This is a genomic window from Frankia sp. BMG5.23 (assembly GCF_000685765.2).
In the GTDB taxonomy this organism is placed as follows: domain Bacteria; phylum Actinomycetota; class Actinomycetes; order Frankiales; family Frankiaceae; genus Frankia; species Frankia casuarinae.
In genome coordinates this window covers 68,280-92,808 of record NZ_JDWE01000015.1, presented here as the reverse complement: position 1 = coordinate 92,808, position 24,529 = coordinate 68,280, and the positions used below count along the sequence as shown (strand labels likewise).

At 70.0% G+C, this 24,529-nt stretch carries 20 protein-coding genes; 16 read left to right on the top strand and 4 right to left on the bottom strand.

The features are described from left to right. Nucleotides 1-625 precede the first annotated feature (625 nt). The 10 genes from BMG523DRAFT_RS26385 (at nucleotide 626) to BMG523DRAFT_RS09615 (ending at nucleotide 8,472) form a co-directional block, all read left to right on the top strand. Nucleotides 626-934, top strand: coding sequence for a TcmI family type II polyketide cyclase (locus BMG523DRAFT_RS26385; RefSeq protein WP_049761097.1), 309 nt, complete (start codon nucleotides 626-628; stop codon nucleotides 932-934). 180 nt (nucleotides 935-1,114) lie between these two features. Further along, nucleotides 1,115-1,372 carry an acyl carrier protein gene (locus tag BMG523DRAFT_RS09655; protein ID WP_011437241.1) on the top strand — a complete coding sequence of 86 codons (258 nt, stop codon included), beginning with the start codon at nucleotides 1,115-1,117 and terminating at the stop codon, nucleotides 1,370-1,372. Between the two features lie 51 nt (nucleotides 1,373-1,423). After that, nucleotides 1,424-1,912, top strand: coding sequence for an SRPBCC family protein (locus BMG523DRAFT_RS09650; RefSeq protein ID WP_011437240.1), 489 nt, complete (start codon nucleotides 1,424-1,426; stop codon nucleotides 1,910-1,912). Nucleotides 1,913-1,971: 59 nt separating this feature from the next. Beyond that, nucleotides 1,972-2,397 carry a cupin domain-containing protein gene (locus tag BMG523DRAFT_RS09645; protein WP_082456678.1) on the top strand — a complete coding sequence of 142 codons (426 nt, stop codon included), beginning with the start codon at nucleotides 1,972-1,974 and terminating at the stop codon, nucleotides 2,395-2,397. Further along, a complete protein-coding gene (locus BMG523DRAFT_RS09640; RefSeq protein ID WP_023840771.1) occupies nucleotides 2,394-3,695 on the top strand; it encodes a beta-ketoacyl synthase in 1,302 nt (433 codons plus the stop codon). Before BMG523DRAFT_RS09645 ends, BMG523DRAFT_RS09640 begins: the two co-directional genes overlap by 4 nt. 8 nt (nucleotides 3,696-3,703) lie before the next feature. Next, nucleotides 3,704-4,993, top strand: a complete 1,290-nt coding sequence (locus BMG523DRAFT_RS09635) for a beta-ketoacyl synthase N-terminal-like domain-containing protein (protein WP_255353869.1) — start codon at nucleotides 3,704-3,706, stop codon at nucleotides 4,991-4,993. A 168-nt stretch (nucleotides 4,994-5,161) separates the two neighbouring features. Further along, a complete protein-coding gene (locus BMG523DRAFT_RS09630) occupies nucleotides 5,162-5,899 on the top strand; it encodes an SDR family NAD(P)-dependent oxidoreductase (RefSeq protein WP_011437236.1) in 738 nt (245 codons plus the stop codon). Beyond that, the gene (locus BMG523DRAFT_RS09625; RefSeq protein ID WP_011437235.1) at nucleotides 5,899-6,240 is read left to right on the top strand and encodes an antibiotic biosynthesis monooxygenase; all 342 of its coding nucleotides are present in this window, start codon (nucleotides 5,899-5,901) and stop codon (nucleotides 6,238-6,240) included. Before BMG523DRAFT_RS09630 ends, BMG523DRAFT_RS09625 begins: the two co-directional genes overlap by 1 nt. Before the next feature lie 29 nt (nucleotides 6,241-6,269). Beyond that, nucleotides 6,270-6,587: an antibiotic biosynthesis monooxygenase gene (locus BMG523DRAFT_RS09620; RefSeq protein ID WP_051623809.1), complete on the top strand. Its 318-nt coding sequence runs from the start codon at nucleotides 6,270-6,272 to the stop codon at nucleotides 6,585-6,587. 607 nt (nucleotides 6,588-7,194) lie between these two features. After that, nucleotides 7,195-8,472, top strand: coding sequence for a hypothetical protein (locus BMG523DRAFT_RS09615; RefSeq protein WP_011437233.1), 1,278 nt, complete (start codon nucleotides 7,195-7,197; stop codon nucleotides 8,470-8,472). 1 nt (nucleotide 8,473) lies between these two features. Here the strand turns inward: BMG523DRAFT_RS09615 and BMG523DRAFT_RS09610 are convergent, their stop codons facing one another. Further along, on the bottom strand, nucleotides 8,474-13,057 hold the full coding sequence (locus tag BMG523DRAFT_RS09610) for an AAA domain-containing protein (RefSeq protein ID WP_043590920.1): 4,584 nt from the start codon (nucleotides 13,055-13,057) through the stop codon (nucleotides 8,474-8,476). A gap of 396 nt (nucleotides 13,058-13,453) precedes the next feature. Between BMG523DRAFT_RS09610 and BMG523DRAFT_RS09605 the strand changes: the two genes are divergently transcribed. The 3 genes from BMG523DRAFT_RS09605 (at nucleotide 13,454) to BMG523DRAFT_RS09595 (ending at nucleotide 17,011) form a co-directional block, all read left to right on the top strand. After that, entirely contained in the window at nucleotides 13,454-13,834 is a 381-nt protein-coding gene (locus BMG523DRAFT_RS09605; protein ID WP_011437231.1) for a hypothetical protein, read from the top strand. A gap of 512 nt (nucleotides 13,835-14,346) precedes the next feature. Beyond that, on the top strand, nucleotides 14,347-15,684 hold the full coding sequence (locus BMG523DRAFT_RS09600) for an ATP-dependent 6-phosphofructokinase (RefSeq protein WP_011437230.1): 1,338 nt from the start codon (nucleotides 14,347-14,349) through the stop codon (nucleotides 15,682-15,684). Between the two features lie 361 nt (nucleotides 15,685-16,045). Next, complete coding sequence (locus BMG523DRAFT_RS09595) at nucleotides 16,046-17,011, top strand: DEAD/DEAH box helicase (RefSeq protein ID WP_011437229.1); 966 nt, start codon at nucleotides 16,046-16,048, stop codon at nucleotides 17,009-17,011. Between the two features lie 117 nt (nucleotides 17,012-17,128). On the opposite strand, the gene BMG523DRAFT_RS09590 is transcribed toward BMG523DRAFT_RS09595, so the two are convergent. Then, nucleotides 17,129-18,373 (bottom strand): zeta toxin family protein, encoded by a 1,245-nt coding sequence (locus BMG523DRAFT_RS09590; RefSeq protein WP_043590918.1) that lies wholly within the window; start codon nucleotides 18,371-18,373, stop codon nucleotides 17,129-17,131. Nucleotides 18,374-18,913: 540 nt separating this feature from the next. On the opposite strand from BMG523DRAFT_RS09590, the gene BMG523DRAFT_RS26380 reads away from it, so the two are divergent. The 3 genes from BMG523DRAFT_RS26380 to BMG523DRAFT_RS09575 are packed head-to-tail and all read left to right on the top strand — an operon-like array spanning nucleotide 18,914 to nucleotide 22,423. Further along, nucleotides 18,914-20,458 (top strand): hypothetical protein, encoded by a 1,545-nt coding sequence (locus BMG523DRAFT_RS26380; RefSeq protein WP_235463031.1) that lies wholly within the window; start codon nucleotides 18,914-18,916, stop codon nucleotides 20,456-20,458. After that, nucleotides 20,350-21,168, top strand: coding sequence for an McrB family protein (locus BMG523DRAFT_RS09580; RefSeq protein ID WP_235463030.1), 819 nt, complete (start codon nucleotides 20,350-20,352; stop codon nucleotides 21,166-21,168). The genes BMG523DRAFT_RS26380 and BMG523DRAFT_RS09580 overlap by 109 nt, the downstream gene beginning before the upstream one ends. 4 nt (nucleotides 21,169-21,172) lie before the next feature. Continuing rightward, the gene (locus tag BMG523DRAFT_RS09575; RefSeq protein ID WP_051623807.1) at nucleotides 21,173-22,423 is read left to right on the top strand and encodes an McrC family protein; all 1,251 of its coding nucleotides are present in this window, start codon (nucleotides 21,173-21,175) and stop codon (nucleotides 22,421-22,423) included. A 179-nt stretch (nucleotides 22,424-22,602) separates the two neighbouring features. Here the strand turns inward: BMG523DRAFT_RS09575 and BMG523DRAFT_RS09570 are convergent, their stop codons facing one another. Continuing rightward, a complete protein-coding gene (locus BMG523DRAFT_RS09570; RefSeq protein WP_011437225.1) occupies nucleotides 22,603-23,433 on the bottom strand; it encodes a carbohydrate ABC transporter permease in 831 nt (276 codons plus the stop codon). Between the two features lie 65 nt (nucleotides 23,434-23,498). Then, nucleotides 23,499-24,488: a carbohydrate ABC transporter permease gene (locus BMG523DRAFT_RS09565; protein WP_011437224.1), complete on the bottom strand. Its 990-nt coding sequence runs from the start codon at nucleotides 24,486-24,488 to the stop codon at nucleotides 23,499-23,501. Nucleotides 24,489-24,529: the final 41 nt, after the last annotated feature.

Sequence of the window (24,529 nt, the reverse complement as noted above, 5' to 3'; positions counted from 1 at the left end):
GTAGCCGGCTCTGGATGTAGCCGGCTCTGGGTAGCACCATACCCGACCAGGCCGAGGCCGAGCGCGGACGACGTGGTTCCCACGAGATCGAGATCCCGGTTCTCCTCCGGTGGCGTGTCGACCACCCCCAGGCACCGGGAAGCCCGCTCGCGATGGTTGTAGCCGCGTTGTGCTCTCCGTGTGCACTGGTTGGCATTTGACTGCCAGGGCAACTTGCTGCCAGGGGAAATCCAGGACAGCCGCGCCGCGTGGCCCCATGCTCTCGATGAGTCAAAGAAGCCGACTGCTTTAGAAAGGCTGGCTGCTTCAGAAGGGCTGTCGGGTGGGAAGCGGTGGTCGCGCACCGGTCACTCCCGGCCGGCTCCATGCTCGTCGGCGGATTCCCCTGCCACCTGTAACGCGTCGCAAGGTACCGGGGCCGGTCCGTCATGGCCGGTCCGCCTGACTGCCCATGCACACGGTACCCGTGCTTGCCATGCACACGGTACCCGTGCTTGCCTGGGGTCAAACACGCGCTTCCCAAGAACATGTCGAGGAGATTCTTGTGCCCTCAGTCACCGGTCCCTCAGTCACCGGTCCGCAGAACCCCGCCACGCCGTCCGGAGGTCAGTCACACCGGACTCTCATCGTGGCCAGGATGAACCCTGCCGACGCTCCCGCCATCGCGGCGACCTTCGCCGAGTCCGATGCCGGAGAACTACCCGGAATCGTGGGTGTGACCAGGCGTGACCTGTTTCACTTCCATGGCCTTTACTTTCATCTTATCGAGGCTCCGACTAACGTCAGGAACACCGTCGAGAACGTCCATGAGCATCCGCTGTTCGTCGACGTGAGCAAAAAGCTCGGGAAATACGTCTCCGCCTACGACCCGGAGACCTGGCGCACCCCCGGGGACGCGATGGCACAGAGTTTCTACTCGTGGACGGCCGGCTGAGCCCCCGGTGCGCCACCGGGCTCCTGATACACGGCCGGGCTCCTGTACACCGCCAGAGCACCGGGCCCGCCGGCTGCGGCCGCGACCGGTCATCAGCGACCGCGTCCTAGATCCCGCCCACCGGTACGCCCAGTTTTTCATGTGAACCCCGAAACCCGAAAATGAAAAAGGGAGTACGACATGCCCCGGCAATGGTCGGCCGATGCCCTGCTCGACTTCCTGGTCGAGCAGGCCGGTCTGCCCTCGGACGAGCGGCCGACGGACCTGGATGTGACCTTCATCGACATCGGCCTCGACTCGCTCGCCTACCTCCAGCTCTCGGCGGAGGTGGCCGGGACCTTCGGGGTGGACCTCCCGGCCGAGCTGCCGGAGAGCTGGACCCTCGCCGAGATCCTGGCCACGGTGAACACGGCTCTCGGCCAGCGCGAGACGGTCTGAATCCGCCGTTAGTTCCCACGCCCCATACCTTCCAGGCCGACCGGAGCCGACGTGAGCGGGCACACTGACAACTCGATTTTCATCGATGCCGACATTGAAACCGTCTGGACCATCACCAACGATCTGAAGTCCTGGCCTGACCTCTTTACCGAATACGCCTCGGTAGAGATTCTTGAGCACCATGAGAACACCTTCAAGTTTCGCCTGACCATGCATCCCGACGAGAACGGGACGGCGTGGAGTTGGGTGTCCGAGCGGACGCTCGACCCGGCCACCCGGCAGGTGCGCGCGTACCGCGTCGAGACCGGTCCGTTCGAGTACATGCACATCCACTGGAGCTACACGCCGGAGGGCACCGGCACCCGCATGCGCTGGGTGCAGGACTTCCATATGCGCCCGTCGGCGCCGGTGAACGACGAGCAGATGACCAACCGCATCAACGCCAACACCGCCCGCGAGATGTCGGTGATCCGGGAGAAGGTCGAGCGGGCCGCCGCCGAGCTGCCCCCGGTCTCCATCGCGCTGCCGGAACAAGTCTGAGGAGAACGAGACCGGTGACTTCCGTGACAGCGATTCCGAAGGTTCTCTGCATTCACGACATGACCCCAAACCGTCGGCGCGGCGGTGACGTCCGCACGCTGCTTTCACCGGCGACCGTGGGCTCGACCTCGGGCTTTTTCGGCACCTTGACCCTCCAGCCGGGTGAGGTGGTGACCGAACACCTGCATCCCTACTCGGAGGAGTTCCTCTACTGCGTGCGCGGCATTGTGACCGCCCGACTGGACGGTCAGTACCAGGACCTGCCGGCCGACCACGGGGTGTGCATCCCGATCGGGATGCGCCACCGCGTCGTCAACACCGGTGAGGAGACCGCCTTCCTCGTCTTTCACCTCAGCCCGCTGGCACCCCGGCCCGACCTCGGTCATGTCGACACCGAGGTACCGCTCGACCCGGATGCCCCGCACGTCCCGGTCGCCCCGTCGGCGCCCACCGTCGACTCCCTGCCCCACGGGTCCGGACAGTGAGCGGACCAAGACGGACGGCGGTCACCGGGATCGGGGTGGTCGCCCCCGGTGGGGTCAACCGCAAGGAGTTCTGGACCCTGCTAACCGACGGCCGTACCGCGACGCGGCGACTGTCGTTCTTCGACCCGACCCAGTTCCGTTCCCAGGTGGCCGCCGAGTGCGACTTCGACCCGGCGGCGGCCGGCCTGACCGCCCGGGAGATCGCGCGTAACGACCGGTTCGCGCAGTTCGCCTTGGCCGCGGCGTTGGAGGCGGTGGAGGACAGCGGCCTGGACCTGCGGGGCGGCGGGGACGGTTCCGGGGACGGCGGGGACGGTTCCGGGGACGGCCCGATCGTTGGCGTCAGCATCGGCAGCGCGGTGGGCGCGACCACCCGCCTGGAGAACGAGTACGTCGAGGTCTCCGACAGCGGGCGGGACTGGGAGGTTGATCCCCGGTACGCCAGCTCGTTCCTCTACCACGCGATGGTGCCGAGCTGCCTGGCCACCGAACTGGCCTGCCGGTTCGGCGCGCACGGCCCAGCCTTCGTGGTCTCCACCGGCTGCACCTCGGGCATCGACGCGGTCGGCTACGGCCATCAGCTCATCGTCGACGGCGAGGCCGACATCGTCATCGCCGGTGCCTCCGACGCGCCGATCTCCCCGATCTCGATGGCGTCCTTCGACGCGATCCGCGCGACGACAGCCCGCAACGACGACCCCGAACACGCCTCCCGTCCCTTCGACGCCAGCCGGGACGGCTTCGTGATGGGGGAGGGCTGCGCCGTACTCATCCTGGAGGAGCTCACCGCCGCCCGGTCGCGCGGTGCGCACATCTACTGCGAGGTGGGTGGGTACGCCTCGCGCTCGAACGCGTTCCACATGACCGGACTGCGCCCCGACGGGGTCGAGATGGCCGAGGCGATCCGGGTCGCGATGGACGCGGCGCGGGTCGGGGCCGACGACATCGACTACATCAACGCGCACGGATCGGGCACCAAGCAGAACGATCGGCACGAGACGGCCGCCTTCAAGCGTTCGCTGGGACAGCGGGCGTATGACATCCCGGTCAGCTCGATCAAGTCGATGATCGGGCACTCGCTGGGCGCGATCGGGTCGATCGAGATCGCCGCCTGCGCCCTGGCGATCGAGAACGACGTCATCCCCCCCACCGCCAACTGGACCACCCGCGACCCCGAGTGCGATCTCGACTACGTCCCGAACATCGCCCGGGACCACACTGTCGACGTGGCCCTGTCGGTCGGCAGCGGTTTCGGTGGCTTCCAGTCGGCGATCGTCCTCGCCGCCCCGACGCGATGAACGCCGCCGTGGAGGCCTCCGTCGCGACGGCCGCGGGACCCGCGTACCGGGACGGTTCGCCGCAGGCCCCGGTCCGGCCGGTCGTCACCGGTCTCGGCGTCCTCGCGCCCAGCGGCATCGGGACGGAGGAGTACTGGGCATCAACTCTGCGCGGCGAGCTGAAGATCGCGCCGATCAGCCGGTTCGACACCACCTGGTACGACGCCACCCTTGCCGGCGAGGTCGCCGGTTTCGCGGTCGAGGATTACGTCGACAAGCGGTACATCGTCCAGACCGATCGGTGGACCTGGTTCGGGATGGCCGCGTCGCGCCTCGCCATGACCGATGCGCGCTACGACCCCGCCGCGCACGATCCGTATGCGACCTCGGTGGTGTTCGGCAGCGGGTCGGGCGGTGTCGACATCGGGCAGCGCGAGCTGGGACGGCTGTGGACCCGGGGCCGCACCGCGGTGAGCGTCTATCAGTCGATCGCCTGGTTCTACGCGGCGACGACCGGGCAGACCTCGATCCGGTATGGTCTGAAGGGGCCGTCGGGGGTCCTGGTCAGTGACGGTGCCGGCGGAATCGACAGCCTGGCCCAGGCCCGGCGGATTATCCGCCGCGGCACGCCGACGGTGCTCGCCGGGGGGGCCGAGGCGAGCCTGACGCCTTATGCGATTGCCGGCCATCTGTCCGGTGGCCGGGTCAGCACCGCGACCGTCGCGGCGGACGGCTACAAGCCGTTCGACGTTCGGGCGAACGGTTACCTGCCCGGTGAGGGTGGCGCGACGCTCGTGCTCGAGGATCCGGCCGCCGCCGCCGCCCGGGGAGCCCCGCACGTCTACGGCGAGATCGCCGGCTACGCCGCGACGCACGACGCCGCCCACCACGAACGCCCCGCCCCGGACGCGCGCTGGCTCGCCACCGCGATGCGCCGGGCCCTGCGCGACGCCAGCCTCACCCCGGACGACGTCGATGTCGTCTTCGCGGACGGCGCTGGTTCACCGGACCTCGACGCCCAGGAGGCGGCGGCGATCCGCACGGTCTTCGGGGCCCGGACGGTCCCGGTGACGGCGCCGCAGGGCTTCGTCGGCCGGCTCCTCGCCGGCGGCTCGGCGTTGACGGTAGCCGCGGCGTTGCTGTCCATCCGGGACGGGGTCATCCCGGCGGTGGGCAACCTCGACACCCCCGATCCGGCCCATGGGCTCGACCTCGTGCGCACGCCCCGGCGTGTACCCGTGCGGGTGGCGCTGGTGAACGCCCGCGGCTACGGCGGTTTCAACAGCAGCCTCGTGGTTCGCGCCGTCGGTCCTTGCTGAGGAGGACGTACCCACCCGTATCGCCTGCCCGTATCGCCTGCCCCCGCTCACCAGCCGAACCTCACCAGCCGAACCTCACCAGCCGAACCTCACCAGCCGAACCTCACCAGCCGAACCTCACCAGCCGAACCTCACCAGCCGACACCTTGACACAGGAGACAGTCAGCGATGTTCCCAGACCTGGCCGGGCGACGCGCCCTGGTTACCGGCGGTACCCGCGGCATCGGACGGGCCGTGGTGCTCGGCCTCGCCCGAGCCGGAGCGACGGTCGTTGCCGGCCACCAGCGCCAGACCGAGGAGGCCGAGAGCCTGCGCCGCGAGCTCAAGGACACCGGCGGCGACCATCTGCTCGTCCAGGCCGACGTCGCCGATCCGGGCCAGATCACCGAGCTCGTCGAGGCCACCGGCACCCACCTGGGCGGCCTCGACATCGTCGTGAACAACGTCGGCACGATCAGCCACATCCCCTACGCGCAGCTGCCCCTGGACGAGTGGACGCAGGTGCTGACCACCAACCTCACCGCCACTCACCTCGTCACGCAGGGCGCGTTGTCGTTGCTGGGGGACTCCGGTTCGGTGATCAATATCGGATCCGGCTCCGGGGTGGTCGGTCTGCCGCTGCGGGCCCACTACACCGCGGCGAAGACCGGCCTGATCGGACTGACCCGCTCGCTGTCCAAGGAGCTCGGTGTCCGCGGCATCCGGGTGAACCTGGTCTCCCCGGGAGTCATCGAGACCCACCATGCCGAGGGCATCGACCCGGCCGTCAAGGCGGCCTACACCAACCGCATCCCGCTGGGACGCATCGGGACGGCCGAGGAGGTCGCCGCGGTCGTCCTGTTCCTGGCCAGCGACGTGTCGTCCTACGTCAACGGCGCCACCTTTGCCGTGGACGGAGGCATCTGATGACCTCGACCCCGCCTTTTCGGATCATGCTGACAATGCGGATCCACCCCGGTCGGGAGGCCGAGTTCGAGCAGACCTGGCTGCGGATCGGCGACGCGGTCACCTCGCACCCGGCGAACCTCGGGCAGTGGCTGATCCGCTCGGAGGAGGAGCCGAGCACGTACTACATCGTCAGTGACTGGGTTGACGAGGAGCAGTTTCGCGAGTTCGAGCACAGCGAGCGTCACCTGGTGCACCGCAAGGCGCTGCACCCGCTGCGCGCCAGTGCCTCGATGGTCACCGGTACCGTCGTCGCCCAGTTGGCCGGCGCGGCCTCCCTGACCGTTCCGGCGGGAAGCTGACCGTGGCCGGTCCGGCGAAGGTTCGGGTCATGCTGTGGGCGGTCGACCCGCCCGACGATCCCGGCGCGGTGGAGCGGGCTTACCACGAGATCAGCTCCAAGCTGGTCGGCACGCCTGGCCTGCTCGGTAACACGCTGCACCGGTCGGCGGCGGACCCGTCCCGGTTCGCGGTGGTCAGCGTCTGGGCGAGTATGGCCGAGTTCAACGTGTGGGAACAGGGGGCGGACCACCGCGGGACGACCTCACCGCTGCGTCCCCTGCAGGATCCGCAGCGCCCTCCAATGATCGACATCGAGGTCGCCGCGTACGGCCCGGACGGGCCCTTCGGCGACGATCCCCCGGACTGATCAGCGGGTCCTCCGGCTCCGCTACCCGGGGACAGGTAGCCGGGCTCCAGTGGCCGGGGACCGATCGCCGCCGCGGCTGTGCCGGGGGCAGCCCCACCGCCCGAACGGGCGGTGGGGCTGACGCACGTGGAGCACGAAGAACGTCTTCCGGATGATCTACGGATATCATGGTGGGCGTGGACGAGTCATCCCGCCGGCCCATCCACCATCCAGTCTCTCGACGCCAAGACGATCATCCTATCGGAGCGTCGCTACGATCGTTTGACCCCGCCCTCTTTGACAGGGCGGGGTCGTTTCGCGACGACACCCTCTAGTTCGGCGGCGCCGGCTGCCAAGATCTCCTGGATCGCCCCCACCGGCTCCTCCGACGGGCTCAGGTCTCTCCGGCCGGTCAGGCCTGCCAGCATGGCCCGCTGTTCGAAGCGGGGCGGCCCGGTCGTCTGGTGTCCATCTTCGCCCGCTTCGACCAGGTGTCCGATGATGCCGCTGAGTGCCGGTTCTGCGCCGAGGTGTAGAAATGCGCGGTCTGCCCAGGACAGTCCCGGGGCGTACTCCTCGGCCGTGAAGGCGGTGGCGCGGGTGCCCCGGGCTCGGAATCGGGGGGGTTATGCCGGACTCATCCGCTCTTGATGTCCTGATCGGGCTCGCGTTGCTCTTTGCCGCGTTCAGCCTCGCAGTCTCCCGGATCAACGAGGCCGTGCTCGCTCTGTTCCGCTACCGGGGGCGCCAGCTGGAGGCCGAGCTGCGACGGCTGCTCGGCGGTGACCGGCCCGCCGAACCGTCCGATCCGGGGGCGGACCCGCCCGCGGATCGGACGGACCTCGTCGCCGAACTGTTAGACGGGCCGCTTCGGGCCATGCGTGCCACTGGCCGCGACACCTCCCTGCCGGCCATGGACGACCATCCGCCGGTTTCCGGTACCTGGGCCTCGGTGCGCCGCGCGCACACACTGCGGTTGCCGTCCTACCTGCCGTCCACCGCCTTCGCTCGGGCGCTGCTGGACCGGGTCGACCCGCCCGCCCGGGCCCTGCTGTCCCAGCTCCGCCCGGACACCCTGCCTGACCACGTCCCCGACGAGGCCAGGGCCGCGTACCGGCGGGCCTACGACGGTGCCCGGCATGCCCTCGGGGAGAGGTCCGCCCAGGCCCTGTACGACGCGATGCCTGTGGATCACCCCACCGGGCGGGTCGTGGCCGCCGCGCTCGTCGCCGCCACCAGGGCCGGAGCCGTGGGAACGATGGAGGACGGGCTCGCCGCGATGCCCCCCTCCCCGGCGAAGACCGCGATGACCACAGCGATAGTCCAGGCCGGCGGGGACCGCGAGAAGGTCGTCATCGAGCTGGCCCGGTGGTACGACGACGCGATGGATCGCCTGTCCGGGTGGTACAAGCGGCGCATCGCCGTCTTCCTGCTCGGCTACGCGGTCCTGCTGTCCGTCCTGTTCAACCTCGACGCGATCGGGCTCGCACGGGCGTTCTGGCAGGACGGCACCGTGCGGCAGGCGGCCGTGACCGCGGCCCAGGCCGAGGTGGGCTCATCCGGCGAGGCGGCCGGGAGCTCCGCCGGGAGTTTCGCCGGGGATCCCGCCTCCGGCACCCGCCTCACCTCCGACCAGCCCATGGTGGGGGACGCCACGGAACAGGTGATCAAGACGGTGCGCGAGGCCTCGGGGCTCGCCTTCCCGATCGGCTGGGTCCACAACTCCGCGGGCCGCGACGACCCACGGGAGGTTCCCGACTCCGTCGAGGGGTGGCTCCTGAAAATCGCCGGCATCGCGATCGCCTGCTTCGCGCTCACCGCCGGCGCCCCCTTCTGGTTCGACCTGCTCGGCAGACTGGTGAACATGCGCGCCACCGGCCCCAAACCCCGGGCCGCCAACGGATAGATCAGGGCCCTTCCGTCGGCGAGCCGGCTGGTGCTGGTGCTGGTGCTGGCACCGGCACCGGCACCGGCACCGGGTGGATGCCGAGCTGGTCGAGACGTCGCACCAGCGCCTCCAGGGTCGGCCGAGGATGCCGGTAGAACTCCGAGCCGCGGATCCGGAAGAACGTCCAGCCGAGCCGTTCCAGGATCCGCTGGCGGCGCAGATCCGCCTCCCACTGGTCGGGCCCGTGGAAACGGTCACCGTCGCATTCGACCGCGAGGCGGGGGCCGCGGCGCCCCACACCCCCGGCGGTGGCTCCTTCGGTGACGGCTTGCTCGGCGGTGGCTCGCGTGGTGGCGACCCCTTCGACGACCAGGTCGATCCGGTAGCGCCCGACCGGATGCTGGGGGCGCACCCGGTAGCCGCGGGCGAGGAGCTCGCGCAGGACGGCCCGTTCGAACTCGCTCTCGCAGCGATCGGCCAGATCCGCGTCGAGCCGTCCGGTCTGCCCGGCGTACATGTACTCGATCAGCTGGCGCCGCACATCGTCGTCGCGCAGCGTGGCCGGGTCGACGCTGTGGAACACCCACATCTGGTTGCGGGCGCGGCTCGCGGCCACGTTGACTCGTTGCTGGTCGCGGCGGCGGGTGGCGGCCGAGCGGTTGTCGTCCGCGACGACGGAGATGAAGATGACGTCCCGTTCGTCGCCCTGGAACTGGTACGGGTCGCCGACCCGCAGGTCGCGGCGGGAGAACTCGCGCTCCCCGAGCCGTTCGACTAGGGTGTGTTCGATGAGGCGGGGCTGGCCGGCGCCGAGCAGGGTGACCACGCCCATGCTCATCCCGTCGTAGGCCGGGTCGGCGCAGCAGGCGAGGACCCGCTCGACGAGGGCCTGCGCCTCCGCTGGGTTCGCGTCGCCGAAGCGGGTCTGCGACCGGGCGCCCCGGGGGACCCGGACGGGTCGCAGCGGCGCGCCGAGGGCGAGCTCCGGATCCTCCCGCAACGGCAGGATCTGCTGGTCGTAGAAGCGGTTGGAGAAGCCGATGATGTCGGGCAGGCAGCGGAAGTGCTCCTTGAGCACGATGGTGCGCGGGAAGACCCGGGCCGCGGTGTCGTAGAGACTCGCCTCCACGTCGAGCAGCGAACGCTGGGCGACGTCGGGCAGGTGCGCGTCGATCAGGGCATGAACCTTGGCCCGTTCGATGCCGACGGCCTCCGGACTCGTCTGGGCGTCGTCGCCGACGACGACAGCCTTGCGGGCCAGGCTCAGCACGCCGAGGGCCAGCAGGTCGCACTGGCTGGACTCGTCCACGATGACCACGTCGAACAGGTCGTCGGCGCCCGGGTCGAAGCTCTCCATCACCCGGTGCGTCGGCATGATCCACACCGGCACGGCGCCCATCGCCGCCCGCATGTGGGCCCGGGCCTCGGCGCGCCACCGCGGGGCGTACTTCCCGGTGCCCTTCCCGATCCGGTCGAGTGCCTGTACCCAGCCGGTCAGCGCCCGGCGCTGGGAGTCGCCGAGCCGGATCGCCAGGCCCAGCCGGGCGGAGCGACGCGCAGTCTCCAGCACCAGGGCGCGCACGTGCCGCGAGGCGTCGGCGAGCTGACGGCCGAGCGTGGTGAGGTCGCCGTCGGAGTGCAGGTCGTCGAGCCAGGTCTGGGCCTGGCGCCAGCGCCACGCCTCGCTGGCCCGCACCGCCTCGCCGCAGCTCGACGGGTCACCCTGTCCGGTGAGGATGGCGTCGGTCCACAGCGGCGCGACCGCGCGCAGCCGGGCCGCCAGCCGGTCCCGGCGTTCCACGCCGGGGCGCAGCGCCGCCAGCCGGGCGCTCTCGTCGAGCAGCGCCGTCCATGTCGCCAGGTCCCGCCTGGTCAGCGCCTCGTGCAGGTCGGCCCACACCCGGCCGGCCCGCGGGCTACGGCCTCCCTCGGCGAGCGCCCGTTCTACCTCGGCGAGCGCGCCGGCGATCTCCTTCTCGCGCCGTCGGCCGGTCGCCGTGGCAAGCAGGCCGGCGAGGTGGGAAAGCGTGTCCGGGTCGGAAGGCGTCGTCGTGACGGGATGGCCGGTGGGATGGCCGGCGGGATGGCCGGCGGGGAAGACAGCGCGCAGCCGGGCGGACAGCTCCGGTGCCGCCCGGCGTTCCCAGTCGACGGCGTCGGCGAGGCCGCCGGCGACCGCGTCGAGCCGGGTGAGGACGTCGGGTGCCGCGGGCTCGATGGCCTCACCGCCGAGGGCGGCGGCGATCGCGGCCTGACGGGCGGCGGCGGCTGCCAGCGTCTGACGGCGGCGCACCTCTGCCTCGACGATTGCCACGTCCTCCCCCGTGCGCGCGGCCAGCCCATCGACGCGCACCGCGTCGTGCAGGTCCCGCAGCTCCCGTCCGCCGAGGCGGGGGATCCCCCGGCCGGCGGCGAAGCGGCCCCGCAGGTCGGCGAGCAGCCTCAGCTGGACCCGCGGGTCACCGGCGGGCAGCTCGATGGAACGGCCGAAGGTGAGGGTGGTCAGACGGCGCAGCTCGGCGACCTCGGCGGCGAGGGCCGTGGCCTGGTCGGCCCAGAACCTGGCCTGCTCACCCGACGCCGCGCACTGCGCCCGGGCGGTGGTGAGCCAGCCGACCGACAGCCGGCGCAGCCGGTCGGCGGCGGCCCGGGTGTCCTCGACCAGGGCACGGACGCCGTCGGCACCGTCGGCACCGTCGACGTCGAGCGCGTCGAGCGCGTCGACGGACAGGCCGGCCTGTTCGAGGTCGGCGAGCCCGGCGCGGATCTCGTCGAGTTCGTCGTGCAGCCGGCCGAGGGCGACCGCGCCCGGCAGCGACGCGCCGTCCGGCAGGTCGCCCGGCAGATTGCCCGCGGCGGCCCGGGCGTCGGCGGGGGTGATCTCGCGCGCGGTCCGGTAGAGCTCGGCGAGCTCGGCCGGGCCGAGCGGAAGCGCGCGGGTGGGGTCGAGCCGGTCGGGAACGAACCCGAGCTCCTCCGCGCGCTCGGCCAGCCAGCTCGCCACCTCCGGCGCGCGTTCCCGCCCGTGCGGCAGCTCGAACTCCCGCGCCTCGCCGGCCAGCAGGTCGATCATCCGCAGTTCGAGGGCGCGGGCGGTGGCGCGGGCGGCGTCCAGCTCCTCGGCGAGGGCCTTCACGGCCGCGGTCTCCCGCGCCGGGTCGACCTCGCTGACCGCCCCGGAGATCTCCACGATGGCGGCGCGCAGTTCGTCGAGGTCGGCCCGGCTCGACCCGAGCACGGCGACGGTCAGGTCGCGCAGCTCCCGCGGGATCTTGTCGCGCAGCACCGCGAGGGCCTGTTCGTCCTGCGCGGTGACGAGCACCCGCTGCCCATGCGCCACGAGGTGGCAGATCATGTTCGCGATGGTGTGGCTCTTACCGGTGCCGGGCGGCCCTTGCACGGTGACTCCGCGGGCGCCCGCGAGCTGCCGGGCGATCCGCTCCTGGTCGGCGTTCGTCGGCAGCGGCATCAGCAGGCGTTCACCGAGCCCCGCGGGGGAGCCGTCGTGACCGCGCCGGCCACGGCCTCGATCGGCGTGGGCACCCTCGGGGAGGGTGCCGTCGGCCCGATCGTCCCCGCCGAGCGCGGCGGCGACGAGCCTGTCGTCGGCGACCACGGCGGCGATGGCCTCGGGGAGCAGGTCCCGTTCGGCGAGGGCGGTCCGCAGCTCCGCGTAGAACTGCGCCTGCAGGGCCGGCCGCGGCCGCACGTACACCGCCCAGGTGTCGACCAGGACGGGGCTCGGCCCCGGCGGGGGCACCGGACCGGTGGTCGCGCGGGCGTCCAGCCCGAGCGGCGCGAGGATCTGGCGGTGCAGCTCGGCCTGGGCCGGGGCGTCCCACGGATCGGCCGGCGCCGTCCGCAGCCGGTCGCGCAGGGCCGACATCTCGTCCAGACCGGGGAGGCCGAGGCCGTGCAGGGGCTCGGTCTCCAGGCTCACCGGACCGTCGGGATGCAGCCGGATGACCCCGGAGTCCGGATCGACCGTCAGCACCATGCGGGTGACGAGCAGCGGATGGATGATCGTCGCGTCGCCGACCCGCCAGCACAGCACCGAGTGCCCCCAGGCCAGCTCCACGGTCGCGGCCTCGCGCTGCAGCCGCAGGCGCAGGTCGAACAGGCGCTGGTAGAGGGCGCGCGCGTCGCGGGCGGCGCGTGCCTCGGGCGCCCACGGCCGCCACACCTGACGCACCCAGGCGTCGAGCAGTGCGACGGCGCCCGGCGGAGCGTCCCGCTCCTCGCCCGGGACACCGGGAGGCTCGCGCTCCCCGGTCTGCTCGACGGCCTCCGCGTCCAGGAGATGGGCGGGGATGGTGGGTGGGGCGTCCGGGCTCACCACCGTCCCGGCCAGGTAGCGGTCGAGCGGGGGTGGCCAGCTCGGCGCGGCCGGCTGGGGTACCCGGGCGACCTCCAGCCAGCTCTCCCGCTGCGTTGTCGGGCCGAGCCGGACCCCCGGATGGGACGGGACGTCAGCCGGAAGGAGCGGAGCGGGGACGTACTCGGCGAGCTGGCGACGGGGGGCACCGCGCCGTTCGGCGGCGAGCGCGGCCAGGTAGTCCAGGAGCCGAAGCGACCGGCCACGGACCTGATCACGAGCGGACATCGGGCTCCTCGGCTGGCGGGCTGGGTCAGGGCGCGGCGGCGCGACGCCACCTGCCGCCCGCGCCTTCGCCTGATCGACCTTACGACCTGTCTCCGACACAATCGCCGGCTTCCGGCCTGTCCCGCTCGGACCGCCGCTCGGACCGCCGCTCGGACCGCCGCCCGGACCGCCGCCCGGGGACGCGCGGCGCGGTTCCGTCCGTGGCCGCACCTACGCCGGACGAGGCGGCCGACGCCTGATCCACTACCGGGGACGCACGTGGGGTGGTGAACTGTCGGCGTGTCGATCCTGTCGTCTCCTGGACACGCATAGTGACCATCGGTACCGTCCGACGTCGTCTGGTCCGACGTCGTCCGGTCGGGCTGCGCCAAGTCGGGCTGCTGGGGGAGAACCACCATGGGATTGCGTTCCGGCGGTGCCGCCGTGCTCACGAGCATGCTGCTTGTGCTGGCCGCGGTTCCGGTCGCGGCTTCGCGCCCCGCGGACGGCCCGTCGCGTTCCGTGGCGGAAAGCTCGCGTTCCATCGACGAGGCGCCGGACCAGGTCTCGCTCCGTGCTGGTGATGGGGACCACGGCCGTGGTGGTGATGGAGACCCCGGAGCGTCCGCCGGCACGGGTGCGCCTCGGCCCCCCGCCCCGGACAGGACCGGGACGGGGGGCCGCGGGAACTCGCTTTCCTATACCGGTGGGCAGATCAGCGTCCTTGCCGTACTGGCGGTGCTGTTGCTCGGTGGGGGAGCCTTCTGGCGGCGCGCGCACCGGGCCGGGTTGTCCTGAGCGCGGTGACCTGCCGGCTGCCGGCCGGCGAATCTGGGGGACCTGAGCACAGTTTGCGGTCCCTGGACCGTGACGGGCTCCCCCAAATTCGGCCGCCGCGCGATGGTGGTCACTGCATGAGCTGACCGTCTACCGGACTTCGCGGCCGCCGACGTCGCGGGGCTTCCGGATCCGGATCTGGTCTGGCCTGGCCTGGTCTGGCCTGGGTTATCCGGCTCGGACGGTCTGCCCGCATCGCCTGCCCGCATCGCCCGGAGGTGTCCGCCCGGGACAGGTCGGGACGGGGTTGGCAGGTTGTTACGCCGGTTTCGCGCCTATGAAGCCATTGTTTCCGTCCGCAGGTTGCGGGTTATCCCGTCGACGGGGTCGTGGTGGGTGGTTTGGGTCGGTACTCTCGGGGTGGAGAAACCTAGGATGATCGGGGGTGTCCGTGCTCCTCTGGTCCAGGTAAGTATGAAGCGAAGTCACCGAGACTGATGTAGCGCCGATCGAGACGTGAGGGCCGGGTAACGGTGGGTGCACCAATACTGGTGGATAATGCCGATCTGGCGGTCAAGACCCTGGGGGTCTGCCGGATTGACTCCCCGCTCCTGCCGCTGCTGGGGGAGCGGCCGACGACGCAGCATTACATCGATGAGTCGGACAAGGTCCTCTACGACGACACCGCCCTGATGATCTCCTCGCGTGGTGTCGCGCTCGATGACCTGCCCGGATTCGAGCCGGCCGGGCCGCGCCGGAAGATCTACTTCGACCCGTCGAAGACCCGGGTGGGCATCGTCACCTGCGGTGGGCTCTGTCCCGGGTTGAACAACGTGATCCGCGGTCTGGTGCTGGAGCTGACCTCGCACTACCGGGTTCGGCGGATCTTCGGATTCCGCAACGGGTACCAGGGCTTCATCGCCCGCTACGGCCACGACGTCGTCGATCTCACCCCGGAGAGCGTCGCCAACATCGACGAGGACGGCGGGACGATCCTCGGCAGTTCCCGCGGCCAGCAGGATCCCGCCGAGATCGTCGACTGCCTCTCCCGGATGAACATCAACATCCTGTTCGTCATCGGCGGTGACGGCACCCTGCGCGGGGCCGGGCAGATCGCCCGGGAGGCCGAGACGCGCGGGGAGAAGATCGCCGTGGTCGGCATCCCGAAGACGATCGACAATGACATCCCCTACATCGACCAGAGCTTCGGCTTCCAGACGGCCTTCGGCAAGGCCGCGGAGTCCATCCGGGTCGCGCACGCCGAGGCGACGTCCGCGCCCGGCGGGCTCGGCGTGGTCCGGCTCATGGGCCGCCACTCGGGATTCATCGCCTGCTACGCGACGCTGGCGAAGAGTAACGCGGACGTGGTGCTCATCCCGGAGTTGCCGTTCAAGCTGGAGGGCGACGGCGGTCTGCTGAACTACGTGCGTCGCCGGGTGGCCGAGCGCGGCCACGCCGTCGTCGTCGTCGCCGAGGGTGCCGGCCAGGAGCTTGTCGTCGGCCAGCCGGAGAGCACCGACGCGTCCGGGAACCGCAAGCTGCACGACATCGGCCCGGAGCTCTCCCGCCGGATCAAGGAGTACTTCGACGCCGAGGGCATCGAGCTCAACCTGAAGTACATCGATCCCAGCTACGTGATCCGCAGCGTGCCGGCGAACCCGTACGACAGCGTCTACACGATCCGGCTCGCCCACGCGGCCGTGCACGCCGCGATGTCCGGCCGCACGGAGATGGTCGTCGGCCGCTGGCGGCGGCGGTTCATCCACATCCCGATCCCGCTCGCGATCAGCCAGCGCAACCAGGTCGACCCGGCCGGCGATCTGTGGATGTCCGTCCTCGAAGCGACCGGCCAGCCCCCCCGCTTCGAATAGCCGAGTAGCCAGCCCCCTCTCTTGCCTTTCCAGAGGGATAAAAGGGACGTCGAAGCCTCTGGATAGGCAAGATTCCCGGTGTGGCCGTGCGTGTCCACAAGGACGAATCGGGCTCGGGGCCTCTGGACAGACACCCACCGGAACAGCCCACGGTGTGCCGCGATCAGGTCGGGCCGGGTCAGGCCGGGTCGGGCCGGGTCAGGCGGCGGATCCACCAGAAGCAGAAGCCGGTCCGTCATGCCGGACGACGGGCGCCGATCACCGTAGGGTACGACGACAGACGCACCCGGCCCGCCGCGCCCGACCTGGATGTGCTGGCCGGACACTGTTCGGACCTGGTGGGTAGGAGGGCAGGGAGTACGTGGAGGTCTTCGAGACTCATCGGAGCCTGATCGAGGACTATGCGGCCTTCACCGACTCCCTCGTCGAGGTTCGCGACGAGAAGATCAAAGATTATCTCGAGCGGGAGCGGGCGGCGAAGGTCCGCTGGCCTGACCCGTGGATCTCGCTCAACCCTGCGTTCGCCTCCGGCGGCACGGTCGACGAACTGGTCGGCACAGGTCTGCTGCACCCCGACTGCGGCAGATTCTTCCGGGTCAAGAGGGATTCCGGCGATCCCGGCGGGCGGTCGCTGACGCTGTATCGGCACCAACGGGAAGCCATCGAGGCGGCCCGGGACGGCAGCAGCTATGTGCTCACCACCGGCACGGGATCCGGTAAAAGCCTTTCCTACATCGTGCCGGTCGTGGATTCCGTCCTCCGTGACCCCCGCCCGAACCGCATCTCGGCGATCGTGGTCTACCCCATGAACGCGCTGGCGAACAGCCAGCTCCACGAGTTGAAGAAGTATCTCGAATGGGGAATACCCGTGGATGGCCGGTCGGTCACCTTCGACCGGTACACCGGGCAGGACTTGGCCGAGTCCCGGCAGCGGATCCTGGATCGGCGTCCCGACATCCTGCTGACGAACTACGTGATGCTCGAGTACATCCTCACCCGGCCACCCTCGCAGCCTTCGGCGCGCACAAGGCACGGAGCCACCTCCCGGCGACCAGCACGCCCTCTGGTAGCCGCGTCCCCGGATCTCTGCGTACGATCTCAGCGCCGATCTGACTTCACCCGATACCGACGGGTTCTGTGGGCCGCCGGGATCAGCCGCGAAGCCTCACAGGTCGGTATAGCGATCGACATACAGAGTGGGCTTCTTGTCGCCGAAGATGCGCTTGGTCTCCTCTTCTTCCTTCTCGCGCATCCGCTTCTTGACGGCCTCCCATTTATCTGGGTCGAAGGTTTGGAGTCGGTCCATCCCCTCATCGAACTTCTGTGAACGACGAGCGTCGAACTCCTCGTCGGTTTCCTTGCCTTCCATGCTATGCTCCTTTTTCTCGTGAAACCATCTGTCTGATATTCGGATTGTGCGGGTAGCTGGTCGTCGAAGTGAAAATTATTGGTTTTCGCCTCGATCGGTGTACAGTGATGCCGGCCCCATGGCTTCTGGATTAATGTTTATTTTATTTTGAAATTTATCGTACGATCCTTGGTCGAGAATTGTCAAAATTTCGCCCGCCCTCTTGCGGGCGATCTGTCGGGGTTCAGAGTTGGTGTCATAAAGACGTACTTTATCGGCCTTCTCGGCATAACCTTCGAAGCCCTGGGAGAATCCACGGTGTGCCGCAAGCTGGTGGTCAACGGGAACATAGCGGCCGGACTTTGCGGCGCGGTCCGCGGCGCGCGTGACCGCGAGCTCCGGATCGGCACTCACCCCGAATAGGCGAACCTCGTATCCCTTCGCATGCGCGTCATCGATCAGCTTGGCGGTCTTCTCCGGGTTGCCGAGGGTGCTATCGTAGATGATATTGAGGCGGCGGTCCATGGCCTGTTGAAGGACTCCCTTCGCGAGTGAGCTGCTCTCTTCATGGACCACCTCAGCCGCGCGCGAGTCTCCTGCACCCATGATCTCGTCGAACTCGGGGATCATTTTCTTGATCTCGTCGGGATCAAGATGGACTACGTTCTCGGTGGGTACTTGGCCTTCGTCCTTGAGGTACTCCAGCACGAAGCCCTTGCCGGAGGCTCCGCCGCCGCCCATGAGGTCGAGGGTGGGGCTGCCCTGCTCCGGCGGCTTGGCATCGCCGATCACCTCCTTCACCAGATTCTCCCGGAGGGCGGCGCGTTCGGGGGTGTTGATGGTGTCCGTCGGGGTGAGGAGCGGATGGTCGTCCGGCAGAGTCCGCGGTGCCTCGCGGACGGCCCAGCGCTCCCGACCGGGGGCGGGCGCGTCCGGGGGCTCGGGGCGGTAGCGGCGGGCCGCGTCCTCCAACAGCGCCAGCTTGGCCTCGATCCGAGCCCGGTCGCTGTTCCCGGGCTCGGTGGGCGGGCGGACCTCGGACGGCCGGTCGCCGGTGGTGTCCGCCGGCGTAGCCGCGCCGCCGCCGGAACGGGCGAGCGCCGCCCTGTCGAGAAGGTCCAGCTTGGCGTCGATGCTGGAGGTGTTCCGGCTGGGAGCATCCCGGCCGGCCGGTCGCTCCTGATGGCGGGGCTCGGGTGAGTCGCCCGGGGAGGCGGCGCGGTCCAGCAGGTCGAGCTTTCTGTCGATCTCGGTGACCCGAGACTGCTCCGGGACCGGCCCACCGCCTGCGTCGGGTCGTTCCGGGGCGGTTTCGAGGCCACGGAACTCGGCCGGAGTCACCGCGGTAACCTGGCCGGAGACCGGCGAACAGCCATGGACGCTCCCGGGGCAGAAGAGAGCCATTCTCGTGACCGGGCCAACGGTATCGTATTCAGAAGCGCCTGGCACTTGTACGGCATCCCGGCGCGGAGAAGCGAGCCGGGCGGGATTGCCGCCTGTAATCACCTCCGGCGATCGGGGGGCGTATTTCTCCGCGGTCCACGTGAGCCGGCGCCGCGCGAAACAGATCGGTTCGCGCGCCTTCATGCTCGCGGTGAGGACGTTCCTGCCGGCCTGTGTGCCTGCTCACGGCAGCATCGATCTTCGGTTGCCGGCAGGCCTGCCGGGGGCGACGGGCGTTCGGTGCGTGAGGCGTGTGGACGGCGACAGCGGGAAACGGACGGCTCGCTACCTCTCCGGACGGCCTGGCTGGCTCACCAGAATGATCACTCTGGGTAGTGGAAGTTTCGTTCGCTATGAGTGCTTCGTCGTTGTCTGATGACCTGATGAATAATTGCTCCCGATCAGATCCTGCGGGTGGATCGTCTCGGGGGCGGGTGCATGGCGGATCAGCTAGAGATCATCGGCGGGCTGCTGTACCGGGTTATGCGGATCTTGGCGGAGGTCGGCGAGGCGTCTCCGGACGAGCTGTGGATGCGGATGCGTGCGTCCGATGCTGGCGCCGATCCCGGATGGCGGCGCGGATCAGGTGACGACCCGCGGAGCGCCGTCGCAAGGAAACTCGTCCTGCGGGGCGCTGTCTACCTGGCCAGGGCCGGTCATCTGAGTGAGAGCAACCGCCGGTGGCAGGCTACCGGAATCGGCCGGGATGCGTTGCGGGCGTCCCCGGACGAGGCCGCGTGGTGGCGTGATGTCACGGAGCACAACACTTACTGGCGGGAACACCGGAGCAGCCTTGGCCTGGTGGACGACGTCCTCGCGGTGCTGCCCGAACAGACCTGGGTCAGCGTCACGGATCTCTCGACGGTGGCCGATCTGACGGTCGACGGCCTCGTCCGCCATCTGTGCGGCTTCCGCCCCGAGGGCTGGTCGCGCGTACTCGACCCGGCGGGCCGGCCGCCGCGCGAGGCCCTCTTCACCGAGGACGAGTATCGCGACTGGCTGGACTGGTTCGAGGTCGAGGTCGGCGACCTGACGGCGGGGCGGGCTGCCGGCGAGCTGCGGCTGCCGCTCGACGACCTCCGCATGCTCGTCGAGTCCATCGCGCCGGAGCGGATCCCTCGCCGGGCCTGGCTGGTGCGCGGCGCGGACCGGCGTGGCCGTTCGCTGGCGCGGGATCTCTGGCTGGCCGACGAGGTCTGTTCCCTGCCCGGTGACCGGCTGGAGGTGCGGCCCGGGGTCGACCGGGAGCAGGTGCGCCGGGCGGTCGACCGCGAACACGCCTCGCTCACCTCGGCCCGGCGCGGCCGGCTCACCAGCGAGTACCACGCCTTCCTGAGCCGGATGCGGGAGAACGACCTCGTCGTCGTGAACGACCGTGACGAGTACTACGTCGGGGAGATCCTCGGACCGCCGGTGTTCGTCGCGAGCGTCGGGGGCGTCGCGGACCTGCAACGGCCGGTCCACTGGCGCAACGCCGACGAGCCGGTGAACTACCTCGATCTACCCGATCGGGTGGCGGCCCTGCTCGGCAACGCGGAAGCGCGCATCGTCGATCTTTCCGATTTCGTCGCGACCTCGACGCCCTGGTGCCCGCGCCCGCGCCGGTGGCATCGATCGCGACGACGGGGGCCGCCCCCCAGAGCGCCGACGCCGACCTGGCCGGCCAGACCCTGGCCGGCCAGACCCTGGCCGGCCAGGCCCTCGCCGGCCAGGCCCTCGGCGGGGACGATCTGCGCGAGGTCACGGACGAGTTCGCGGACGGCCTCTTTTACAGCCGGGACTGGTTGCGCAGGTGCGTCGAGCTTCTGCGGGACCGGCCGCAGCTCATCTTCTACGGCCCGCCCGGCACCGGCAAGACGTACCTCGCCCGGCGCTTGGCCTGGCATCTCGCCGACGATCGGCGCGAGAACGTCACCCTCGTCCAGTTCCATCCGTCCTATATGTACGAGGACTTCTTCCAGGGTTTCCGCCCGGTGCAGGTGAAGGGCGGCGACGGTGACGCGGCCACCACCAACCGGATGTCCTTCGAGCTCGTGGACGGTCCGCTGCGCCGGCTCGCCACCGCCGCCGAGCTCAATCCCCGCCAGGCGTTCTTCCTGATCATCGATGAGATCAACCGGGGTGACCTGGCCAGGATTTTCGGTGAGCTGTACTTTCTGCTGGAATACCGCGGGGAGGCCGTCACCACCCAGTATGCCTCCGCGGACACGCGCGACTTCCAACTACCGAAGAACCTGTTCATCATCGGCACGATGAACAGCGCGGACCGTTCGATCGCCGCCTTCGACCAGGCGCTGCGCCGGCGGTTCACCTTCGTCGGGCTCCATCCGGACGTCGAACCGACCGCGTCCGTGCTGCGCCGCTGGCTTGCGGCAGGCGACCTGCCCGACGAGGCGGCCCGCCTGCTCGGCGAGCTGAACCGCCGCATCGACGACCCGGACGCCCGCATCGGCCCGTCCTATCTGATGCGCGACCGCGTCCACCAGAGTGCCGACGGCCTCGACCGGGTGTGGGAACATCAGATCCTGCCGCTGCTGGCCGAACACCACGTCGGCGAGACCATCGACCTCGCGGCCCGGTACGGCCTACCGGCGCTGCGGCAGTCCCTCGGCCTGGCCGCGGTGGTTCCGGCCGCGGTGGTTCCGGCCGCCGGAGTCCCCGCGAACACCATCCCCGGCCCCGCGGCAGGCTGATGCCATGCTTGCGCCGGTGGAGCTGACCGAGGGCGCCGGGTGGCAGCGGCGGAAGCTGAGCCCGGGCCAGGCCGATGCGCTCGATGCCAGCGAGGTGGCGCAGGTGCGGCAACGGCGTGCCGACGGTACCTGCGAGGTCAAGGACAACGCCCTGGTCGGCACCGTGCGCCTCGGGTCGGGCGAGGATACGTTCGAGGTTCGCATCCGACCCAAGGTCACCATCCGCCGTCTGCTGTTTCTGCTTGGCTACGCGCAGGATCGCGGCAGGTGGTTCGAGGACGAGGTCCAGGCGGCGGAGGAACCGGATCTTCTGCCCGCGGTCGCCGCGGCGTTCGCCCGAACCGCCTCGCGGGCGCTCGCGCACGGGGTGCCGCGAGGCTATCGGCAGGTGGATGCGGCGCTTCCCGTCCTTCGCGGCCGGCTGCGCGAGTCCGCGCAGCTCCGGCAACGGTCCGGGGTGATGTTCCCCCTCGAGGTGCGCTATGACGAGCGCACCGTCGACACCGCCGAGAACCGGTTGCTGCTCGCCGCCACCCGCTCGCTGCTCGCCCTGGCCGGGGTGGCACCGGCCACCGCCCAGGAGCTGCGCCGTATCGCCGCCGCCCTGGACGGTGTGGCCGAGCCGGCGCACGGCCCCGTCAAGCCGCCGGACTGGGTGCCAACCCGGGTGAACGCGCCTTACCATGCGGCGCTCCGGCTCGCCGAGACGGTCTTGCGCTCGTCTTCCTTCGAACGGGAAGACGGGGAGACGCTCCGGGTGGACGGCTTCGTGGTGAAGATGTGGGAGGTCTTCGAGGACTTCGTGACCCACGCCGTCGACGAGGTCCTCACCCGCCGCGGCGGTGAGGTCCGCCTGCAGGACCGCACCCACCACCTCGACGAGGACCGGACGCTGGAGATGTGCCCCGATCTCGTGCTGTACCGGCCGGAGGGCCCGGGCGGGCGGATGATCCCGGCGGTTGTCCTCGACGCGAAGTACCGGCTCGCGATCCGACAGGGCGCGCGCGCACACGTGTACCACCAGATGATCGCCTACTGTGCCCGGCTCGGCGCCCGGCAGGGACGGCTCGTCTACGCCGGCTCGGAGCGGGCCGACGGCCAGCCCGGCGGTCGTGGCGACGTCATCCGGAGCCGGATCGGGGGTCCCGCGCCCATCGAGCTCGTGACGTACGTGCTCGACCTGAGGCTCCCCCTGGCCGAGTTGCGGGCCAGGATCGAGCGGATCGCCGACGATATGGTCACCCCGTCCGTCTGACGGAGCTCTCCGATCTCGCGGCCCACTTTCGCGGCCCACCTTGGATCGCCGTCACCCGGCCGGCCGGCTTCCTTTGGATAGGCAAGAGGCAAGAGTGGATAGGCAAGAGGCAAGAGGCGAGGAGCTGCCGCCGGGAAACGGGGCCGCGCGGTCAGCGTAGGCCGGAGCGGTCAGCGCGGTCAGCGCAGGCCGGAGCGCACGAACGCGTCGACGACCTGGCGCTGCAGGACCAGGTAGAGGGCGAAGACGGGCAGGCAGGCAAGGCCGGACCCGGCCATCACGGCGCCCCAGTTGTCGCCCTCGAGGGTCAGGAAACCGCGGATGCCCAGCTGGATGACGGAGTTCGCCCGCTGCAGCGCCAGCGCCGGCCAAAAATATTCGTTCCAGGCGGTGATGAACAGCAGGATCGACAGCGACGCCAGCGCCGGGCGCAGGTTCGGCACGACGACCGTCCACAATGTGGACCATGAACCCCGCCCGTCGATGCGGGCCGCGTCGAGCAGCTCCCGGGGGAAGGCCTGCATGTGCTGGCGGAGCATGAGCACCGCGAGCGCCGAGCACAGGTTCGGCACGATGACGCCGGCCAGCGTGTTCAGCAGGCCCAGGTTCGACAGCACCAGGTAGTTCGAGATCATCGTCACCTGGAACGGGATGAGCCAGGTGGCCACGAACGCCAGGTAGAACAGGGTCCTGCCGCGGAACTCCCAGGCGGCGAAGGCGTAGGCGGCGAGCAGGGACATCATGAGCTGGCCGGCGGCGGTGACGGCGGCGATCGTGAAGGTGTTGGCGAGCAGCACGCCGATGTCGAGACTGTCGAAGACGTAGCGGTAGTTCGCGAGGCTCAGCGGCCAGGGCAGGAGCGACTGGTCGAAGATGTCGTCCGGCCGGCGGAAGGAGGTGGCGAACATCCAGTACACCGGAAACAGGCTGATCAGGCTCAGTAGGGCCAGCATCAGATGGCTGGCCGCGGCCCGCCAGTGGGGTATCCGCGGTATCCGCATGCTGCTCATCGTGTGCGCATCCTTGGATCGGGGGACCGGGGTGTGTCGAGAAATCCGGTCGCCGAGGGTCCGGGTCAGTTGTCAGCGAAGCTGTACCGGTCGGCCAGTTTGACCAGCACTGCCGCCACCACCGCGAAGACGAGGAAGAACGCGATGCCCGCCGCGGAGGCCAGACCGGAGTCCAGGCTGCGGAAACCGAACTCCCAGAGCAGGTAATAGATGTTGGTCGAGGAGTCGGCGGGGCCGCCCTGGGTGAGCACGTCGAGCAGTGGGAATGTCCACTGCCCCGACAGCAGCACGGTTATCAGCAGCATGAACAGCAGGGTCGAGCGCAGCATCGGCAGAGTCACCCACCGGGTGACCTGCCAGCGCGACGCCCCGTCCATCTCGGCGGCCTCGGCGTAATCACTGCTGATGCCGGTGAGTCCGGCGGAGATGACGAGGGTGGCGAAGCCGAGGATCTGCCACGCGCAGATCGCCAGGATGGCGATCAGCGCCGTCCGCTCCTCCCGCAGCCAGCTGTAGTCACCAAGCCCGAGGGCGTGGTTCACCACCCCTTTGGAATCCAGCAACCAGCGCCAGACCGCGGCGGCGGGGACCGGCGCGACCAGCATCGGCAGAAAGACCAGCGCCCGGTAGACGGTGCGCGACCGACCGCCCAGGTCCCGGATGGCCAGCGCGATGGCGGTGGGCAGAACGATGGCGAACGGAACCAGGCCGAGGATGTACCACAGCGTGTTCTTCGCGGCGCCCCGGAGCTGCGGAAGGGTGAAGATCTGCCGGTAGTTGTCCAGACCGACGTAGGTCCGTGGCGAGTTCGGCAGCAGGTTCCAGTGGTAGAAGGACAGCTGGACGGCCTCGATGATCGGTTTGTAGGTCCATAGCACCAGGCTGGCCACTCCGGGCAGCAGGTACAGGTAGGGCGGGGTGGCGGCGAGCATCCGCCGGGCCAGCGACGGCCGGGCGGCCCGCACCGGCACGCGCGACGCGGCACCGGCGGAAACTGCGGCACCGGCGGGGACTGTGGCGCCGGCTGCCCCCGGGATGGCGATTTCGACGAACACGGTTCGGAAGCATCCTTTCCGGAGGCGCGGGAAGTCCGGAG